Here is a 17,137-nt window from a genome sequence, read left to right as displayed (position 1 = left end):
ACTCCTCGGGGTCAGGTCGTCGTGCACCGCGACGGCGCGCAGTGACCCGCAAAGGGTACGTGCCGCTGCTGATGCGTCAGCTGTCAGTCTCGGGGTCGCTCGGTCAGCTCGGTGGCACCGGAGGCGGGCTCGGCCGGGAAGTCCTCGTCGGTTGTGTCGAGTTCGTCGTCGTCGGAGGTGATGCGATCACGCACCGCCAGCTTCATCCAGGTGGTGACGACACCCGGAGCGATCTCGAGCTGCACCTCGTCGTCGGTGATACCGGTGATCCGGCCGCGCAGGCCCGAGGTGGTGTGCACCTCGTCGCCGATCGTCAGCGACTCGTGCAGGTCGATGGTGGCCTGCATCGCCTTCTTCTGACGCCGGGACGCGAAGTACATGAAGGCGCCCATGATGATGAGCAGGGGCAGGAAGACGAACAGGTCCATGGCAGCAGTGTCTCTTCTGTTTCGTTGCGGTCTGTTTTGTCGGCAGCCCCTCCATCGGAGGGCCGCACACATGAAGGAATTCGTTGACCAGTGTGCCATTGCGACCGCCTCGCTTGCCTTCCCCCGCCGGACGACCCCGTCTGCCGACGGATTTCGTCGCCGAAAGGGACGCCGACCACCGAACCCGGTGAATCAACCCCTGGTTCTCGACGGATCGGTGGGGGGACGGACTAGGCTCGGGAGGTCAACGGCCCCACGTAATCAGGAGGTACCTGAGTTGAGCGCTCTCGAACAGAGCCGCCACCTCGCCACCGCCATCCCCGGCCCGCTCTCCCAGGAGCTGATCGCGCGCAAGACGGCGGCCGTGGCGAACGGCATCGGGAACACCATGCCCGTCTACGCGGCACGTGCATTCGGCGGCATCATCGAAGACGTCGACGGCAACCGGCTCATCGACATGGGCTCGGGCATCGCGGTCACCACCGTGGGCAACGCATCGCCGCGGGTGGTCGAGGCCGTGCGCGAGCAGGCCGCGCAGTTCACGCACACCTGTTTCATGGTGACCCCGTACGAGGGGTACGTCGCGGTGGCCGAGGCGCTGAACCGGCTCACCCCCGGCGACGGCGACAAGCGCTCGGCGCTGTTCAACTCGGGCTCAGAGGCCGTCGAGAACGCCATCAAGATCGCTCGCACCTACACCGGCAGGCAGGCGGTCGTGTCGTTCGACCACGCCTACCACGGCCGGACCAACCTCACGATGGCGCTGACCGCGAAGTCGATGCCGTACAAGCACGGGTTCGGCCCGTTCGCCCCGGAGATCTACCGCGCTCCGCTGTCCTATCCGTTCCGCGACGCGGAGTTCGGCGGCAAGGAGCTCGCGACCGACGGTGAGCTCGCCGCCCGCCGGGCCATCACGATGATGGACAAGCAGGTCGGCGCCGCCAACCTGGCCGCGGTCATCATCGAGCCCATTCAGGGCGAGGGCGGTTTCATCGTGCCCGCCGAAGGGTTCCTGCCCACGCTTCTGCAGTGGTGCCGGGACAACGGCGTGGTGTTCATCGCCGACGAGGTGCAGACGGGCTTCGCGCGCACCGGTGCGATGTTCGCCTGCGAGCACGAAGGCATCGTGCCCGACCTGATCGTGACCGCGAAGGGCATCGCGGGCGGCATGCCGCTGTCCGCGGTGACGGGACGCACCGAGATCATGGACGCCCCCCACGTCGGCGGCCTGGGCGGCACTTACGGCGGCAACCCCGTCGCCTGCGCGGCGGCGCTGGCCACGATCGCGACGATCGAGGACGACGACCTCGTGGCGCGCGCCCGGGAGATCGAAGTCTTGATGAAGGACCGGCTCGGCCGGCTCCAGGCCGAGGACGATCGCATCGGCGACGTGCGCGGGCGCGGCGCGATGATCGCGGTCGAGCTGGTGAAGTCGGGCACGCTGGAACCCGACGCCGAGCTGACCAAGAAGCTGAGCACCGCAGCACACCAGGCCGGCGTCATCGTGCTCACGTGCGGCACCTTCGGCAATGTGCTGCGCTTCCTGCCGCCACTGACCATCAGCGACGAGCTACTCAACGAAGCCCTCGACGTACTCGAGTTGCTCCTGCGCGACATGTGATCCCGTTCACTGGCTAACAGTTCGAACCGCCCCAGCTGTGACGTGCACCACGTTCCAGCTGGGGCGGTGTGCTGTTCGCAGCCTGCTGCGGCAATTCACAGCAACCTGACAGGTCCAGAAGGCCAATCCTCGGAATACGCTTAGTTTTACTAACGTAGTTTTCTGATGGGCGCGCGATTCGCGCCTGACCGACCACTTTGCTTTCGAAGGATTACTGATGCCGACTGATACCCGAGAAGAACGACTCGCCCACCGCATCGACGATCTGAGCGCCACCGATCCCCAGTTCGCCGCGGCCCTCCCGGACGAGGCCATCGCCGAGGCCATCGAAGACCCGCAGCTGCGCCTGCCGGAGATCATCGCCACCGTGCTCGACGGCTACGCCGACCGGCCCGCTCTCGGCCAGCGTGCCATCCGGCTGGTCGCCGACCCGCAGACCGGGCGCACCGAGGCCCAGCTCCTCCCCCACTTCGACACCATCACCTACGGCGAGCTGTCGACTCGCATCCACCATCTGCTCAACGCGCTCACCGACGTGGACCCCGGTGACCGCGTCGCGATCCTGGGCTTCACCAGCGTGGACTACACCGTGATCGACACGACTCTGGTGCTGCGGGGCGCGGTGTCAGTGCCGCTGCAGACCAGCGCCCCGGCGGCCACCCTGCGGCCGATCGTCGCCGAGACCGAGCCGGTGGTGTTCGCCGCGTCCGTCGACCATCTCACCGATGCGGTGGAACTGATTGCAGACGCCCAGTCGGTGGGCCGCCTCATCGTCTTCGACTATCGCGGCGAGGTCGACGACCACCGCGACGCCATCGCCGACGCGCGCGCCCGCCTCGCCGACGCCGGCCGCTCGATCGAGATCGTCACGCTGTCCGAGGTGCTCGCCCACGGCGCGACATTGCCTGCGGCACAGCCGTTCACCTCACCCGACGACGATCCGCTGCTGCTGCTGATCTACACCTCCGGCAGCACCGGCGCACCTAAGGGCGCCATGTACCCGGAGCGTCTCATCACCAACGCCTGGCGCCGGTCCGGCCGCTCGGCATGGGGCGGCGAGCAGACCACGCCGTCGATCACGTTGAACTTCATGCCGATGAGCCACATGATGGGGCGCGGCCTTCTCTACGGCACCCTGGGTGCCGGCGGGACCGCGTATTTCGCTGCGCGCAGCGATCTTTCGACCTTTCTCGACGATCTGGCGCTGGTCCGGCCGACACAGCTGACCTTCGTCCCGCGCATCTGGGACACCATCGCCGCCGAGGTGGCCAAGGAAGTCGACCGTCGGCCGGACGATCTCGCCGACGTGTACGCCGACCTCCGGCAGAGTCTTCTGGGCGGCCGCCACGTGATGGCGATGTCGGGCTCGGCGCCGCTGTCACCGGAGATGCGGTCCTTCGTCGAAGACCTCATCGACATCCACCTCACCGACGGCTATGGCTCCACCGAAGCCGGCGCGGTGTTCGTCGACGGGCAGATCCAGCGTCCGCCGGTGATCGACTACAAGCTCGTCGACGTCCCGGATCTGGGCTACTTCACCACCGACCGCCCGCATCCGCGCGGTGAGCTTCTGGTCAAGTCCGAGACCCTGTTCCCCGGCTACTACAAGCGACCCGAGATCACCGCCGAGATGTTCGATCCCGACGGCTACTACCGGACCGGAGACGTGGTCGCCGAAATCGGGCCCGACCAGGTCGTCTACCTCGATCGTCGCAACAACGTGCAGAAGCTCTCGCAGGGCGAGTTCGTGGCCGTGTCCAAGCTGGAAGCGGTGTTCGGCGACAGCCCACTGATCCGCCAGATCTATGTGTACGGCAACAGCGCCCGGTCCTATCTTCTCGCGGTCGTCGTGCCGACCGAGGAGGTGCTGGCCCGCGACGACGCGAAGGCGCTGATCGCCGAGTCACTGCAGGACGTCGCCCGCGCCGCCGGCCTGCAGTCCTACGAGATCCCGCGTGACTTCCTGGTCGAGGAGACACCGTTCACGCTGGAGAACGGCCTGCTCACCGGTATCCGGAAACTGGCCCGGCCCCGGCTCAAGGAACATTACGGCGATCGACTCGAGGCGCTGTACGCCGAACTGGCAGACGGCCAGGCCGAGGAGATGCGGACGCTGCGCGCCGAGGGTGCGAACCGGCCCGTGCTCGAGACCGTCGGCCGCGCCGCGGCCGCCCTGCTCGGCACTGCGGCCACCGACGTGCAACCCGACGCCCACTTCACGGATCTGGGCGGAGACTCGTTGTCGGCGTTGACATTCGGCAACCTGCTGCGCGACATCTTCGACGTCGAGGTGCCCGTCGGGGTGATCGTCAGCCCCGCCACTGATCTGGCATCTCTGGCCGCCTACATCGAGGCCCAGCGACAGCCGGGCGCGAAGCGGCCCACCTTCACCGCCGTCCACGGCGCGGGTGCCACCGAGGCCCGCGCCAGCGATCTGACGCTCGACAAATTCATCGACGCCGAAACCCTTTCTGCGGCAACCGCGTTGCCGGGACCGAGCGCTGAGGTTCGCACCGTGCTGCTCACCGGCGCGACAGGATTCCTGGGCCGCTATCTGGCTCTCGACTGGCTGGAGCGGATGGACCTCGTCGACGGCAAGGTCATCTGCCTGGTCCGCGCCAGGGATGACGACGCCGCACGGGCCCGCCTCGACGCGACATTCGACAGCGGCGACGAGCGGCTTCTGGAGCACTACCGCGCGCTGGCCGCCGATCATCTCGAGGTGCTCGCCGGCGACAAAGGCGAAGCTGATCTCGGCCTGGATCCGCAGGTCTGGCAGCGTCTGGCCGACACCGTCGACCTGATCGTCGATCCTGCCGCGCTGGTCAACCACGTCCTGCCCTACAGCGAGCTGTTCGGCCCCAACGCCGTCGGCACCGCCGAATTGATCCGGCTCGCCCTGACGACACGGCAGAAGCCGTTCGCCTACGTGTCGACGATCGGGGTCGGCGCGGGGATCGAACCGGGCAAGTTCGTCGAGGACGGCGACATCCGCCAGATCAGCGCGGTGCGCCAGATCGACGAGAGCTACGCCAACGGTTACGGCAACAGCAAGTGGGCCGGTGAAGTCCTGCTGCGCGAGGCGCACGACCTGTGCGGCCTACCGGTCTCGGTGTTCCGGTGCGACATGATCCTGGCCGACACCACCTACGCCGGCCAGCTGAACCTTCCCGACATGTTCACCCGGCTGATCTTCAGCCTCGTCGCAACCGGGGTGGCGCCGGAGTCGTTCTACCAACTCGGCGCCGATGGTCAGCGGCCACGCGCCCACTACGACGGGCTGCCGGTCGAGTTCATCGCCGAGGCGATCTCGACACTGGGCGCGGCCGTGGCACGCGAGTCGGACAGCGGCTTCGAGACCTACCACGTGATGAATCCGTACGACGACGGCATCGGGCTCGACGAGTTCGTCGACTGGTTGATCGAGGCCGGCTATCCGGTGCACCGGGTGGGCGACTACGCCACCTGGCTCGCCCGGTTCACCGCCGCGATCAACGCGCTGCCCGACCGCAAACGGCAAGCATCGTTGCTGCCGCTGCTGCACAACTACCAGCGGCCGGAAATCCCGATCCCGGGCTCCATCGCACCCACCGACCGGTTCCGGACGGCGGTGCAGGAGGCCAAGATCGGGCCCGACAAGGACATCCCGCACATCACTCCCGCGGTGATCGTCCAGTACGTCAGCAATCTGGAGTTGCTGGGCCTGCTGTAGATCAGTGGTGCACCAGGTTGCGGTCGCGCCGGCCGCCGAACAGGCGGCCGCGCAGACCGCGCCGCGGTGCCCGCTCCTGCGGACCGACCACCTCGGTGGGCTGCGCGCTCACCGGGGCGGTCGCCGTTCGATCGGTCACCGGGACGGGGCCGGTGTGGGTGGGGGCATCGACGGCGGCGGGGCGGTTCGCGTATTCGACGTCACGCACACTACGCACGGAGACCCTGCCCAGCGCCAGCGCGCCGAGGAAGATGATCACCGCGCCGAGCCCGTAGAAGTAGGTCAGGTCGAGCCAGACCCGCTTGGTCTCGGTATCGGCGACCGGGGCGCCGGCGTCGCCGAGCCCGAGCGGGCCCGCCAAGGCCCGGCCGATCACGAACCACGCCCCGCCGGCCACACTCAGCCAGCTACCGAGCACTGCGGTCGCGCGGTTACGCGAGGTGAGCAGGACGAGACCGCCGAGCACCGTGACGATGCCGGGCAGCACCTCCAGCCAGCCCCGGCCGGTGGTCCAGGTCCACGCCTGATCGGGGGTGAAGGCGAAGTCGAAGTTCGGCCCGATGAACGGGACGAGCGCCCCCCACAGGCCGAGCAGGACGAGCAGTAAGCCGCTGGCGGCGCCGCGGCTGCGGGGAATGGTCATCCGACCGCCGCGAGGTCGGTCTGGGCGCTGAGTGTCGATCATGATGCCTCCTTGTGACGTGCCCGACGTGCACACAGGAGTACCCCCGCCCCACCGGCGATAACCGAGGGGGGAATCGATCGTTACAGGGTTGAGGCCAGCAGCAGGAGCACGATCGCGACCAGCGGCAACGTCCCCTGCATCACCGCGGCGCGGGCCTTGTCCCGCGCGGAGACGACCAGCACGACCGCCGCGGCGAGCATCGACCCCAGCCCGGCATAGAGCAGCGCAGCACCCACGGCGTCGGCGCCGGCGGCCGTCGCGACGATGCCCGCGCCCGTCGCGATCGCGAGGAACAGGTTGTAGTAGCCCTGATTCAGCGCCAACAGACGCGTGGTCTGGGCCTCCTCCTCGCTCATCCTGAACACCGCTCGCGTGCGGGGCGACGTCCAGGTCACGGACTCCATCACGAAGATGTAGACGTGCAGGATCGCAGCGAGCGCCGCGACGACCAGCGCGGCGGCGGTCATTCGAACAATCCCGTCTGGCCCAGCGCGCCCGCTCCGTTGGGCGGCGTCAGACCCAGATGGGTCCACGCCAGCCGGGTCGCGACCCGGCCGCGCGGGGTGCGGGCGATCATGCCCGCCCGCACCAGGAACGGCTCACACACTTCTTCCACGGTGGTAGCTTCCTCCCCCACCGCGACCGCGAGAGTCGACACGCCGACCGGCCCGCCTCCGAAACTCTTGGTCAGCGCCGTCAGCACGGCCCGATCCAGACGATCCAGGCCGAGCTCGTCGACGTCGTAGACCTCCAGCGCGTATTTGGCGATATCGCGAGTGATGACGCCGTCGGCCCGGACTTCGGCGTAATCGCGGACCCGCCGCAACAGCCGGTTGGCGATGCGCGGCGTGCCACGGGACCGGCGGGCGATCTCGGCGCCGGCTTCGACACCCAGCTCGATGCCGAGGATGCCGGCCGAGCGGGCCAGCACCCGCTCCAGTTCGGCCGGCTCGTAGAAATCCATGTGCGCGGTGAAACCGAACCGGTCACGCAGCGGCCCGGTCAACGCGCCGGAGCGGGTGGTGGCGCCGACGAGGGTGAACGGCGCCACCTCCAACGGAATCGACGTGGCGCCAGGACCTTTGCCGACGACCACGTCGACGCGGAAATCCTCCATCGCGAGGTAGAGCATTTCCTCGGCCGGCCGGGCGATCCGGTGGATCTCGTCGATGAACAAGACGTCGTGCTCGACGAGATTGGACAGCATCGCCGCCAGGTCGCCCGCGCGCTCGAGCGCCGGACCCGACGTGAGGCGCAGCGACGAACCCAACTCGGCCGCGATGATCATGGCCAGCGACGTCTTACCCAGACCGGGTGGCCCGGACAGCAGGATGTGGTCGGGCGTGCCGCCGCGGTTCTTCGCACCCTCGAGGACCAGCTGCAGCTGCTCGCGCACCCGCGGCTGGCCGATGAACTCGCCGAGCGAGCGCGGCCGCAGACTCGCGTCGATATCGCCCTCGCCGACCGTCAGCGCCGGCGACACGTCCCGCTCGTCAGCGTCGTCGAGCGAGCCGTCCTGATCTCCGCTGAACCGGCCCATCACTTCTTCCCCAGCATCGACAACGCCGCGCGCAGAGCACCGGAGGTGGTGGCCTCAGGATCGTTGGCGAGCACCTTGTCGGTGGCCTCCTCGGCCTGCTTCTGCGCGAAGCCGAGCCCGACGAGCGCCTCGACGACGGGCCCGCGGATGCCGTGTCCGCCGGCAGCGGTGAGTCCGGACGAGGACGACACACCCACCTTGTCCCGCAGCGTGAGCACCAGCAGCTCAGCAGTCTTCTTGCCCACCTTGGGGATTCGGACGAGTGCGGTCACGTCGCCGTCGCCGATGGCCGCCCGCAGGGTCGGGCCGTCGTACATCGCCAGCGCACCCAACGCGATGCTCGGCCCGATACCGGACACCCCGAGCAGTGTCAGGAAGAGGTCCCGGGCATCGGAGTCGCCGAAGCCGTAGAGGGTCTGGGAGTCTTCGCGCACGATCATCGCGGTGATCAGCCGCGCCTCGGTGCCGCGCCGCAACGTCGCCAACGTCGACGGGGTGGCCATCACCTTGTAGCCCACCCCGGCGGCCTCGATCACCACGTGATCGAGCGCGATGTCGAGGACCTCGCCGCGGACCGAGGCGATCATCGCGCGCTCTTCGACATCGTGGAGACCTTGGCCGCCTTGAGGGTGGCCTTGTACTTGCGGCGCTGCTCGGCGGCCATCGCCTCCGCCTCGGCCATCCGGGCGATCATCGGCGCGCGCCAGCAATGACAGATCGCCAGGGCCAGCGCATCGGCCGCGTCGGCTGGGGTCGGCTTCTGTTGCAGGGCAAGGATTCTCGTGACCATTTCGGTCACCTGAGCCTTGTCGGCCCGGCCGTTGCCGGTGACCGCGGCCTTCACCTCGCTGGGTGTGTGGAAGTGCACGTCGATGTCCCGACGGGCGGCGGCCAGCGCGACCACGCCACCCGCCTGCGCGGTACCCATCGCGGTGTTGGCGTTCTGGTTGGAGAACACCCGCTCGATCGCGATGACGTCGGGGGTGTGGGTGTCGAGCCAGTGCTCGACCGCGTCGCTGATCGCGAGCAGGCGGTGCGCCAGCGGGTGGTCTGCCGGGGTACGCACCACATCCACATCCAGCGCGATCACCTGCCGGCCGCGCCCGCTCTGGATCACCGACAACCCGCACCGGGTCAGCCCGGGGTCGACACCCATCACCCGCACGCCAGCCTCCTACAGAACATTTGTTCGAGAGCTTAGCTTTCGGCACCGACCGTCGGCGGCAGGGACACGCGCGCCAGCGCGATTCCGCGGTACTGCGGCGCCAGCGTGCGGCCGGCTGCCAGCAGCGGCTCGGTCGTGCGCAGCGCACGGGCGAGCAGGAACGCACCCTCGAGGGCGCCGATCAAGGCGACCGTGAGGTCTCGGGCGAGCCGGCCGTCGAGACCCCGGGCGACGAAGTAGGCGGTGCCGCCGTCGATCCAGCCGTCGAAGACGTCCCGGGTGGTCTGCCTAAGCTCCTCGACGGTGTCGGCGACCTCCGCCGCCACGCTGGCAACCGGACACATGTTGGCGAAACCGGTGGCTTCCATGTCCTCGGCGGCCTGGTCGAAGACGCCGCCGACCGCCTCGCCGAGATCGGTGTACGCATCGATGATCGTCGGGATGAGCAGGCCGTACGCCGCGCCGGCGTTGAGGAGCGCTTCCCGTGCGATCGCCACCTTGCCCGCGCGGAAGTGGTGATACAGCGACCCGATGGGCGCGCCCGACGCCTCGGCGATGTCTTTCATGCCGACCCCGGCGTAGCCGCGGTGTCGCATCAGTTCCGCGGCCGCGGTCAGGATCGATTCCCGGGTGGACCTTGCCATGTTCGCCTCCCGCTGCCAGGCTAGAGCATACGTTCTAGAATCATCGTTCTAGTGGAGGTCCGGATGAAGTCCGTCGAGGTCGCCGCAGGCACCCTGCACTACCGCGAGGAAGGAGATCCCGGCGGGCCGCCGGTGGTGCTGCTGCACGGACTCCTGATGAACGACGCACAGTGGGAGACGGCACTGCCACACCTGCCGCGGGGGTACCGCTACCTGTTGCCCGTGCTGCCGATGGGCGGCCATCGCGTACCGGTGCGCGAGGACGCCGATCTGACGATGCCGGGAATGGTGGCCATCGTCGCGGATTTCCTCGACGCCCTGGACCTCGGCAACGTCACCCTGGTCGTCTCGGACTGGGGTGGCGCCCTGTTCCTCACCGACATCGGCCGGGACACGCGGGTGTCCCGATTGGTGATCTGCCCGTCGGAGGCGTTCGACAACTTCCCGCCGGGCTGGCCCGGCAAGGTCGCGTGGCTGGCCAGTCGCACCACCGGCACGGTGTGGCTGGCGATGCGGCAACTGCAGATCGGCTGGCTCCGCAAGCAGCGACTGATGTTCGGCATGATGGCGAAAAGACCTGTGCCGCAGACAATTGTCGATGAATGGCTGGCGGCCGGCTTGACCGACCCCGCGATCCGGCGCGACCTGGTCAAGTACTGCCGTACCAGATTCGACAAGGCGGACCTGATCAGGGCGACCGAGCGACTGGCCGACTTCGACCGGCCCGCTCTGGTGTTGTGGAGCGACAACCCGGTGATGCCGGTCGACCATGCACGACGCCTGGCCGAGCTGCTCCCCCAGGGCCGGCTGGAGTTCGTCGACGACGCCTACGTCCTGGTGATGCTCGACCAACCCGAGCGCACCGCGGCCGCGATCGGCGCGTTCCTGGGAGCTACCGCGAATCGACGATGACGTAGGTCTTGCGAACCGTCTCGGTGATGCGCCACGTCCCGCGCCATCCCCTGGGCAGCACCAGCAGCGAACCGGGACCGATGTCCGCGCTCGTCCCGTCCTCGCCGACGACTGTTCCCGAGCCGGAGAGGATATGGCACACCTCGGTGTCGGCGGACCGGTCGGCGGTGAATTCGCCAGGGCCGCATTCCCACACGCCGGCGTGCGTGGTGTCGCCCGACCAGACGTTGAGGGTGGATTCGAACTGGTTGGTCAAGCTGGTCGGCTTGGCCTGGGGCAGAGGGAGTTCCGCGGTCATCGCATTGGCGTGGCGCAGGTGCGAATCGGCGTCGACGTGCTGTGTGGTCATCGTGTCGTCCTGTCGTCGTCGGCGCTCAGCGGCCGGTGATCTTGTTGGCCAGCCGCGCCAGTCCACTGGTCTTCGAGAGTCCGTTGGCCGCCTCTCGGCGGTCGGCGTTGCGATAGAGCGCATACATCGTCTGCACGCCGAGCCACCGCAACGGTTCGGGCTCCCACTTGCGCACGCGCCGGCCGACCCAGGGCAACCGCGTCAGCTCGGTGTCCCGTTCGAGCACCAGATCGGCGAGGGTGTGCCCGGCCAGGTTGGTGGTCGTGAGGCCGCTGCCGACGTAGCCGCCGGCGGTGCCGAAACCGGTTGCGCGGTCGAAGTCGACGGTGGCCGTCCAGTCGCGGGGCACCCCGAGCACCCCGCACCACGCGTGTGTGATCGGAACCTGACTCGCCGCGGGGAACATGTCGCGCAGCAGCGCCGTCAGCGCGTCGACGGTCCATTGCTGCGTGGTTCCACGGTTGTCGAGCGTGGAGGCGAACCGGTAGGGAATTCCTCGGCCGCCGAGAGCGATCCGGTTGTCGGCGGTGCGCTGGGCGTACATGTATCCGTGCGCGAAATCGCCCAGCAGCTCCGCGCCGGCCCAACCCACGTCCTTCAGGACGTCCTCGGGCAGGGGTTCGGTGACGATCATCGACGAGTTCATCGGCAGCCACTCGCGGCGCTGACCCGGCATCGTCGCGGTGAATCCCTCGAGACAGCGCAGGATCACCGGCGCGCGCACGACGCCGCGCTTGGTCACCGCGCGCCGGTCCTCGATCCGGACCACCTCGGTCTGCTCGTAGATCGCGACACCCATGGCCTCCACGACGCGCGCGAGCCCCTGCACCAGTTTGGCGGGTTGCACCCGCGCGCAGTGCGGACTGAACAGTGCGCCCACCGTCTTGTCCACCCGGATGCGGCTGTTGGATTCGTCGCCGGTCAGCAGGACGAAGTCCTCCGGTCCCGCACCCCAGCGGGCCTCGTAGTCGAGTGACTCGCGCAGGCGACCCATCTGCGCCGGATTGCGCGCCACGTGCAGCAGTCCGTCCTTGACGATGTCGGCGTCGATGCCCTCGGCTTCCGTCACGCCGATCACCTCGTCGACCGCCGCGCGCATCGCACGCATCAGGGTGACGACACCGTCGTGCCCGTGCGTCGAGGCGTAAGCCTCACGCGATCCGGCCAATTCGGCCGACAGCCATCCGCCGTTGCGCCCGGATGCGCCGAATCCGGCGAACTCCTTCTCCAGGATCGCGATACGCAGATCAGGCTGTTCGCGTTTGAGGTAGTAGGCCGACCAGAGTCCGGTCAAACCCGCTCCCACGATGCAGACGTCGACGTCGAGCGAACCGGGCAGCGGCAGACGCGATTCCGGGAACCCCGCGGCGCGATACCAGTACGACACACTGCCGTTGACGAAGTCGTTGGCGAGACTGCCCGGCGTGTGACCTGCGGATGACATGGTGTGCTCCTGTAGTTCGGGTGATGCTCAGTTCGTGGCGTCGGCGGGGAGGATCGCCGCGTTGTCGGGGTCGAACGTCAACCAGACGTCCTGCCCCGGTTCGGCGCGGGTGATGCTGCCCGCGCTCTCCCGCACCAGCACAACGGTGTCATCCGGCAACCGGACCTCCACCTTGCGCGAGTTACCGAGATAGATGTGCTGTATCACCCTGCCCGGCAGGGCGTTTCCGGCCGGTGGCGCACCCGGGTCGACGACGATCCGGATGCGCTCGGGACGCACGACGACCGCGACGGCCGCACCGGAGTCGGCGTCGCCGCGCCCCGCCACCACGCGACGGCCGCCGACGTCGACGGTCCGCGGGCCACCCACCGTGCCGTGGAACAGGGACGACTCCCCGAGAAAACGGGCGACGAACACACTTTTGGGATGTTCGTACAGTTCGGTCGGGGTGCCGATCTGTTCGATGCGCGCGTTGTTGAAGACCGCGATGCGGTCCGACAGCACCAGCGCCTCGTCCTGGTCATGGGTGACGTAGACGAACGTCGTGCCGAGTTCGCCGTGGATGCGCTTGATCTCCAACTGCAGGGAGTCGCGCAGTTTCTTGTCCAGCGCACCGAGCGGCTCGTCCATCAGCAGCACGCTCGGTTCGTAGACCATGGCCCGGGCGAGCGCGACGCGCTGCTGCTGACCGCCCGACAGTTCCTTGGGCATGCGCTTGCCGTAGTCCTGCAGGCCGACGGTCCGCAGCGCCGCGGCCACCTTGGCGGCGCGGTCGGCCTTGCCGATCTTTCGTTGCCGCAGCGGGTATTCGACGTTCCCCGTCACCGTCATGTGCGGGAACAGGGCGTAGTGCTGGAACACCATGCCGATGTTGCGGCGGTAGGGCGGCAGGTCCGCGACCGGCCTGCCGTCGATCTGCAAGTCGCCGTCGGTGACGTCGACGAAACCGGCGATCATGTTGAGCGTGGTGGTCTTGCCCGATCCGCTGGGTCCGAGCAGGGTGAGGAACTCCCCCGGCCGAGCGTCGAGGTCGATGGCGTCGACGGCCGTCACCGAGCCGTAGCGTTTGGTCAAGCGCCGCAACGTGATCGATGCGCCGTGCGGGGTGGCGGTGTCAGCGGACACGGTTCCTCCTGCTCGAGTAGACGCCCGCGACGACGGTCAGGACCGTGGTGAGGGCGAGGATGACGGTGGCCGCCGCGGCGATCGTCGGGTCGGTATCGCGCGTCACCGACGCGTACATCCGGACCGGCAGCGTCTGGAGATACGGACTCTGGATGAACAGCGACAGCACGACCTCGTCGAAGCTGGTGGCGAACGCGAACAGCGCGCCGGACAGCACACCCGGCGCCACCTGCGGCAGCGTGACGGTGCGGAACGTCGTCCAGCGGCCCGCGCCGCACACCGCGGCGGCGTCTTCGAGGCGCCGGTCGAAGCCGGCGAGGCTGGCAGAGACCGGGATGATGACGAACGGCAGCGCCAGCACGCTGTGAGCGACGACGAACCCCAACGTCGTACCCAGCAGATTGAGCCGCAGATAGATCGCGTAGATGCCGATCGACACGACGATCACCGGAACGATCATCGGGGACAACAGAAGTGCCCGCAGGCCCTGGTCGCCGAAGAAGCGCGTGCGGCTGAACGCCACCGCCGCAGCGGTACCGCATATCGTCGCGACCACGGCCACCAGCAGACCGACACGGATGCTGGCCTCCAGCGCCCACAGCCACGATGGGTCGGTGAAGAAGTTGGTGTACCACTGCGTGGACCACCCGGTCGGCGGGAAGGTGAACGTCGGCCGGTCGGTGAAGCTCAACGGGATGACGACCAGCGACGGCGCCACCAACCACACGGCGACTGCCGCGCAGAACACGACAAGGACAGCGCGCCAGAACTTTCCGCTGTGCCGGGTCACGACGACTGCTCCTGGCGAGAGCCGCGGCGTATGACGACCATGAGCACCGCGAGGACGAGGAAGGTCAGCAGGAGCAGAACGACGCCCATCGCTGCACCCCTGCCCCACTGCAGGAGGCTGTTCACCTGCACGTAGATCTGCTGGCTGATCAACGCGTTGTCCGGCGACCCGAGCAGCGCCGGCGTGACGTAGAAACCGAGGCTGCTGATGAAGACCATCAGCGCACCGGCACCCACACCCGGCATCGTCAACGGCGCCCAGACCCGGACGAAGGACGTCAGAGGCCGTGCGCCCAGGCTCGACGATGCGAGGATCAGTCGCCGGTCGATCCCCGACATCACCGCGTAGAGCGGCAACACCATGAACGGCAACAGGATCTGGCTCATTCCGATCACCACGCCGAGGTTGGTGCGGATGAGCTGGACGTTTCCGAGCCCCACCAGGCGGAGCACCGCGTGCGCGGGGCCGTTGTCCTGCAACAGGATCACCCACGCGAAGGTGCGCACCATCAGGCTGGTCCAGAACGGGACCAGCACCAGCATGGTGAGGGCGGCGCGCACCTTCGGTCCGAACGACACCATCGCGTAGGCATACGGATACCCCAGCAACAGACAGATGACCGTCACCTCGAGACCCGTGGTGAACGTCCGCAGCAGGACCGCGCGCTGAACGGGGTCGCCGACGTACCAGACGAAGTTCTCCAAGCCCACCGTCGGATCGGTGAACGCACGCCACAGCATGACGGCGAGCGGCACCACGAACACGCCGACCACCAGGATCACCGACGGGCTCAGCAGCGCATAGGCGCCACGGCGCCGCCGTTTGGCCCCGTCCGACTCGGTCCGCGACCGAGGCGGCGCGGCGCCTCCGGCGAAAACGTCGACCACGGTCATCGTCTACCCAGTCCTCGCTCGAGAATCCCTACTTGGCAAGCCAATCCGAGTACGCGCTGTTCATCGCATCGTTGTTCTTCGACCACCAGGCGACATCGAGCGGGAAGCGATCCTTCGCCCGCTCCGGGGTCGTGGTGAGGTAGCTCTTGGCCAGCTCGTCGAGCTGCGGTTTCGCGTCGACGTTGATCGGGCTGTAGGACGTCAGCTCCGACAGCTTGGCCTGCTGCTCCGCGCCCAGGTAGTAGTTGATCAGCGCCATCGACGCTTTGGGGTTCTTCGCTCCCTTGGGCACCGTGATCGTGTCGGCCTCCGGCATCCACTGATTCCACATCGGCGCGAACGGCGCACCGTTCTTCACCGCCGAGTACGCGCGGCCACTCCACACCAGCGCCATGTCGACCTGGCCGGCCTCGATGAGCTGCTGCGAGTGGGCCCCGCTGTTCCAGAACACGATGTCCGGACGGATCGAGGCCATCTTCGCAAGGGCCCGCGGCGCGTCCAGCGGATACATCTGGTCGGGTGCGACACCGTCGGCGAGCAGAGCACCCTCGAGGACGCCCATGTCCAGCTCACCCGCGATGCCCTCGATGGCCCGCTTGCCGGGGAACTTGGCCGTGTCGTAGAAGTCGGCCCACGACTTGGGCGGGTTGGCGCCGTACTTGTCCTTGTTGTAGACGACGATCAAGCCGTAGCCCATCGCGGGCACCGAGCACTCGTCGGTCTTGGCGCTGGGCGGGATCTTGCTGACGTCGACGATGCTGGTGTCGATCGGCATGAACAGGTCGCCACAGTGCTGGGCGGTGGTGACGTTGGTCGAATCGACGACGTCCCACGTGACGTTTCCGGACTCGACCTGGGTCTTGATCTTGGCGGTCTCGGTGGGTCCGTCCTGCAGCACCCGTGCGCCCGACTCCTTGGCGAAGGGCTCGATCGCCGCCTGCGTCTGACCGTCCTGGAAGATGCCGCCGTACGACACGAAGGTGAGTGTCACGCCCTTGAGCGCGTCCTTCTTCACCACGCCGGCCTGGGGCGGACCGCTACCCAGGTCGACATCGGCGCCGGGTCCCGGTCCGCCCGAACACGCGGTGAGCAGCGCACCGGTGGCCAGCACTGCGGGCAGGCGCTTGACGAAAGTGGTTGAGGCCATGCGGATCTCCTTTTGTCGGCGACGTCGTTGTCGCGGGGCGTTCAGTTGGTTGGCGGACTGACGATCCACAGCACTTCGGCCGGGGCGTCACTGTGGTTGTGCAGGGTGTGCGGAGTCGAGGTGCGGTATTCGGCGCTGTCGCCGGTCTGCAGCACGTAGGTTCTGCCGTCGAGCTCCAGAGTCGGGCTGCCGGCGATGACGATGAGGATCTCCTGGGCATCACCGTGGACGTACGCCTCGCCTGCGCTGGCCCCGGAAGCCATCTCGCCGACGTACAACTCGAGGTTGCGCAGCGGCTTCTGCGAGAGCAGGTACTTGGCGCTCAAGTCGGAGACCTCGATCACCGGCCGATCAGCCTTGCGCAGGATGCGCAGTTCGCCGACCTCTTCGTCGGTGAACAAGTCCGGAAGCGTGACGCCGAGTTCCTCCGACAGCCGGCGCAGCGTGCCGACGCTGGCATTGACCTGGCCCCGTTCGACCTGGCTGAGAAAGCCGGCCGAGATCCGGGCGCGGTCTGCGAGGTCGCGGAGCGTCAGCTGTCGCGCCAGCCGGAACTGGCGGATGCGGCCGCCGACCGCGGCATCCGGCGCATCGGCCGGGGTCAGGCCGGGGTCAGCGTTTGAACTCATCGGGCAAAAATCTCGTTTCCCGTCATAGAACGCAACGATGCGTGTCAGCGAAC

17 protein-coding genes are annotated in these 17,137 nt (G+C 68.0%); 3 read left to right on the top strand and 14 right to left on the bottom strand.

The genetic code is table 11. From position 1 onward, the window contains the following. Nucleotides 1-83 precede the first annotated feature (83 nt). Nucleotides 84-428, bottom strand: coding sequence for a preprotein translocase subunit YajC (gene yajC, locus DMB80_RS05840; protein ID WP_046364856.1), 345 nt, complete (start codon nucleotides 426-428; stop codon nucleotides 84-86). A 277-nt stretch (nucleotides 429-705) separates the two neighbouring features. Between yajC and gabT the strand changes: the two genes are divergently transcribed. After that, nucleotides 706-2,049 (top strand): 4-aminobutyrate--2-oxoglutarate transaminase, encoded by a 1,344-nt coding sequence (gabT, locus tag DMB80_RS05835; RefSeq protein ID WP_111508969.1) that lies wholly within the window; start codon nucleotides 706-708, stop codon nucleotides 2,047-2,049. 217 nt (nucleotides 2,050-2,266) lie between these two features. Then, on the top strand, nucleotides 2,267-5,761 hold the full coding sequence (gene car, locus DMB80_RS05830; protein WP_111508968.1) for a carboxylic acid reductase: 3,495 nt from the start codon (nucleotides 2,267-2,269) through the stop codon (nucleotides 5,759-5,761). Between the two features lies 1 nt (nucleotide 5,762). Here the strand turns inward: car and DMB80_RS05825 are convergent, their stop codons facing one another. From DMB80_RS05825 to DMB80_RS05800, 6 genes are all read right to left on the bottom strand, one after another. Next, nucleotides 5,763-6,446, bottom strand: coding sequence for a hypothetical protein (locus DMB80_RS05825; RefSeq protein WP_111508967.1), 684 nt, complete (start codon nucleotides 6,444-6,446; stop codon nucleotides 5,763-5,765). Nucleotides 6,447-6,526: 80 nt separating this feature from the next. Then, nucleotides 6,527-6,913 carry a DUF1304 domain-containing protein gene (locus tag DMB80_RS05820; protein WP_111508966.1) on the bottom strand — a complete coding sequence of 129 codons (387 nt, stop codon included), beginning with the start codon at nucleotides 6,911-6,913 and terminating at the stop codon, nucleotides 6,527-6,529. Further along, nucleotides 6,910-7,986 (bottom strand): Holliday junction branch migration DNA helicase RuvB, encoded by a 1,077-nt coding sequence (gene ruvB, locus DMB80_RS05815; RefSeq protein ID WP_111508965.1) that lies wholly within the window; start codon nucleotides 7,984-7,986, stop codon nucleotides 6,910-6,912. Before ruvB ends, DMB80_RS05820 begins: the two co-directional genes overlap by 4 nt. Continuing rightward, nucleotides 7,986-8,573, bottom strand: coding sequence for a Holliday junction branch migration protein RuvA (gene ruvA / locus DMB80_RS05810; RefSeq protein ID WP_111508964.1), 588 nt, complete (start codon nucleotides 8,571-8,573; stop codon nucleotides 7,986-7,988). The genes ruvB and ruvA overlap by 1 nt, the downstream gene beginning before the upstream one ends. Beyond that, nucleotides 8,570-9,151: a crossover junction endodeoxyribonuclease RuvC gene (gene ruvC / locus DMB80_RS05805; protein ID WP_082164106.1), complete on the bottom strand. Its 582-nt coding sequence runs from the start codon at nucleotides 9,149-9,151 to the stop codon at nucleotides 8,570-8,572. The genes ruvA and ruvC overlap by 4 nt, the downstream gene beginning before the upstream one ends. 32 nt (nucleotides 9,152-9,183) lie before the next feature. Beyond that, nucleotides 9,184-9,795, bottom strand: a complete 612-nt coding sequence (locus tag DMB80_RS05800) for a TetR/AcrR family transcriptional regulator (RefSeq protein WP_111508963.1) — start codon at nucleotides 9,793-9,795, stop codon at nucleotides 9,184-9,186. A 63-nt stretch (nucleotides 9,796-9,858) separates the two neighbouring features. Here DMB80_RS05800 and DMB80_RS05795 point away from each other — a divergent pair, with 63 nt between their 5' ends. Beyond that, nucleotides 9,859-10,707, top strand: a complete 849-nt coding sequence (locus DMB80_RS05795) for an alpha/beta fold hydrolase (RefSeq protein WP_111509052.1) — start codon at nucleotides 9,859-9,861, stop codon at nucleotides 10,705-10,707. Here DMB80_RS05795 and DMB80_RS05790 read toward each other — a convergent pair. From DMB80_RS05790 to DMB80_RS05760, 7 genes are read right to left on the bottom strand one after another with little or no spacing between them, the layout of a single operon-like run. Further along, entirely contained in the window at nucleotides 10,688-11,056 is a 369-nt protein-coding gene (locus DMB80_RS05790; protein ID WP_111508962.1) for a cupin domain-containing protein, read from the bottom strand. The two genes, DMB80_RS05795 and DMB80_RS05790, sit on opposite strands and share 20 nt — an antisense overlap. A gap of 25 nt (nucleotides 11,057-11,081) precedes the next feature. Continuing rightward, the gene (locus DMB80_RS05785) at nucleotides 11,082-12,500 is read right to left on the bottom strand and encodes an NAD(P)/FAD-dependent oxidoreductase (RefSeq protein WP_111508961.1); all 1,419 of its coding nucleotides are present in this window, start codon (nucleotides 12,498-12,500) and stop codon (nucleotides 11,082-11,084) included. A gap of 27 nt (nucleotides 12,501-12,527) precedes the next feature. Beyond that, a complete protein-coding gene (locus DMB80_RS05780) occupies nucleotides 12,528-13,625 on the bottom strand; it encodes an ABC transporter ATP-binding protein (RefSeq protein WP_111508960.1) in 1,098 nt (365 codons plus the stop codon). Continuing rightward, nucleotides 13,615-14,415 (bottom strand): ABC transporter permease, encoded by an 801-nt coding sequence (locus tag DMB80_RS05775; protein WP_111508959.1) that lies wholly within the window; start codon nucleotides 14,413-14,415, stop codon nucleotides 13,615-13,617. Before DMB80_RS05775 ends, DMB80_RS05780 begins: the two co-directional genes overlap by 11 nt. Beyond that, nucleotides 14,412-15,308, bottom strand: coding sequence for an ABC transporter permease (locus tag DMB80_RS05770; RefSeq protein WP_111508958.1), 897 nt, complete (start codon nucleotides 15,306-15,308; stop codon nucleotides 14,412-14,414). Before DMB80_RS05770 ends, DMB80_RS05775 begins: the two co-directional genes overlap by 4 nt. A gap of 28 nt (nucleotides 15,309-15,336) precedes the next feature. Next, a complete protein-coding gene (locus tag DMB80_RS05765; protein ID WP_111508957.1) occupies nucleotides 15,337-16,455 on the bottom strand; it encodes an ABC transporter substrate-binding protein in 1,119 nt (372 codons plus the stop codon). Nucleotides 16,456-16,496: 41 nt separating this feature from the next. Next, a complete protein-coding gene (locus DMB80_RS05760; protein ID WP_111508956.1) occupies nucleotides 16,497-17,084 on the bottom strand; it encodes a helix-turn-helix domain-containing protein in 588 nt (195 codons plus the stop codon). Nucleotides 17,085-17,137 lie beyond the last annotated feature (53 nt).

This window comes from Mycobacterium kyogaense, assembly GCF_003254575.1.
In the GTDB taxonomy this organism is placed as follows: domain Bacteria; phylum Actinomycetota; class Actinomycetes; order Mycobacteriales; family Mycobacteriaceae; genus Mycobacterium; species Mycobacterium kyogaense.
Note: the sequence above shows the minus strand (reverse complement) of the source record. Positions and strands in the feature narration are given on the sequence as shown.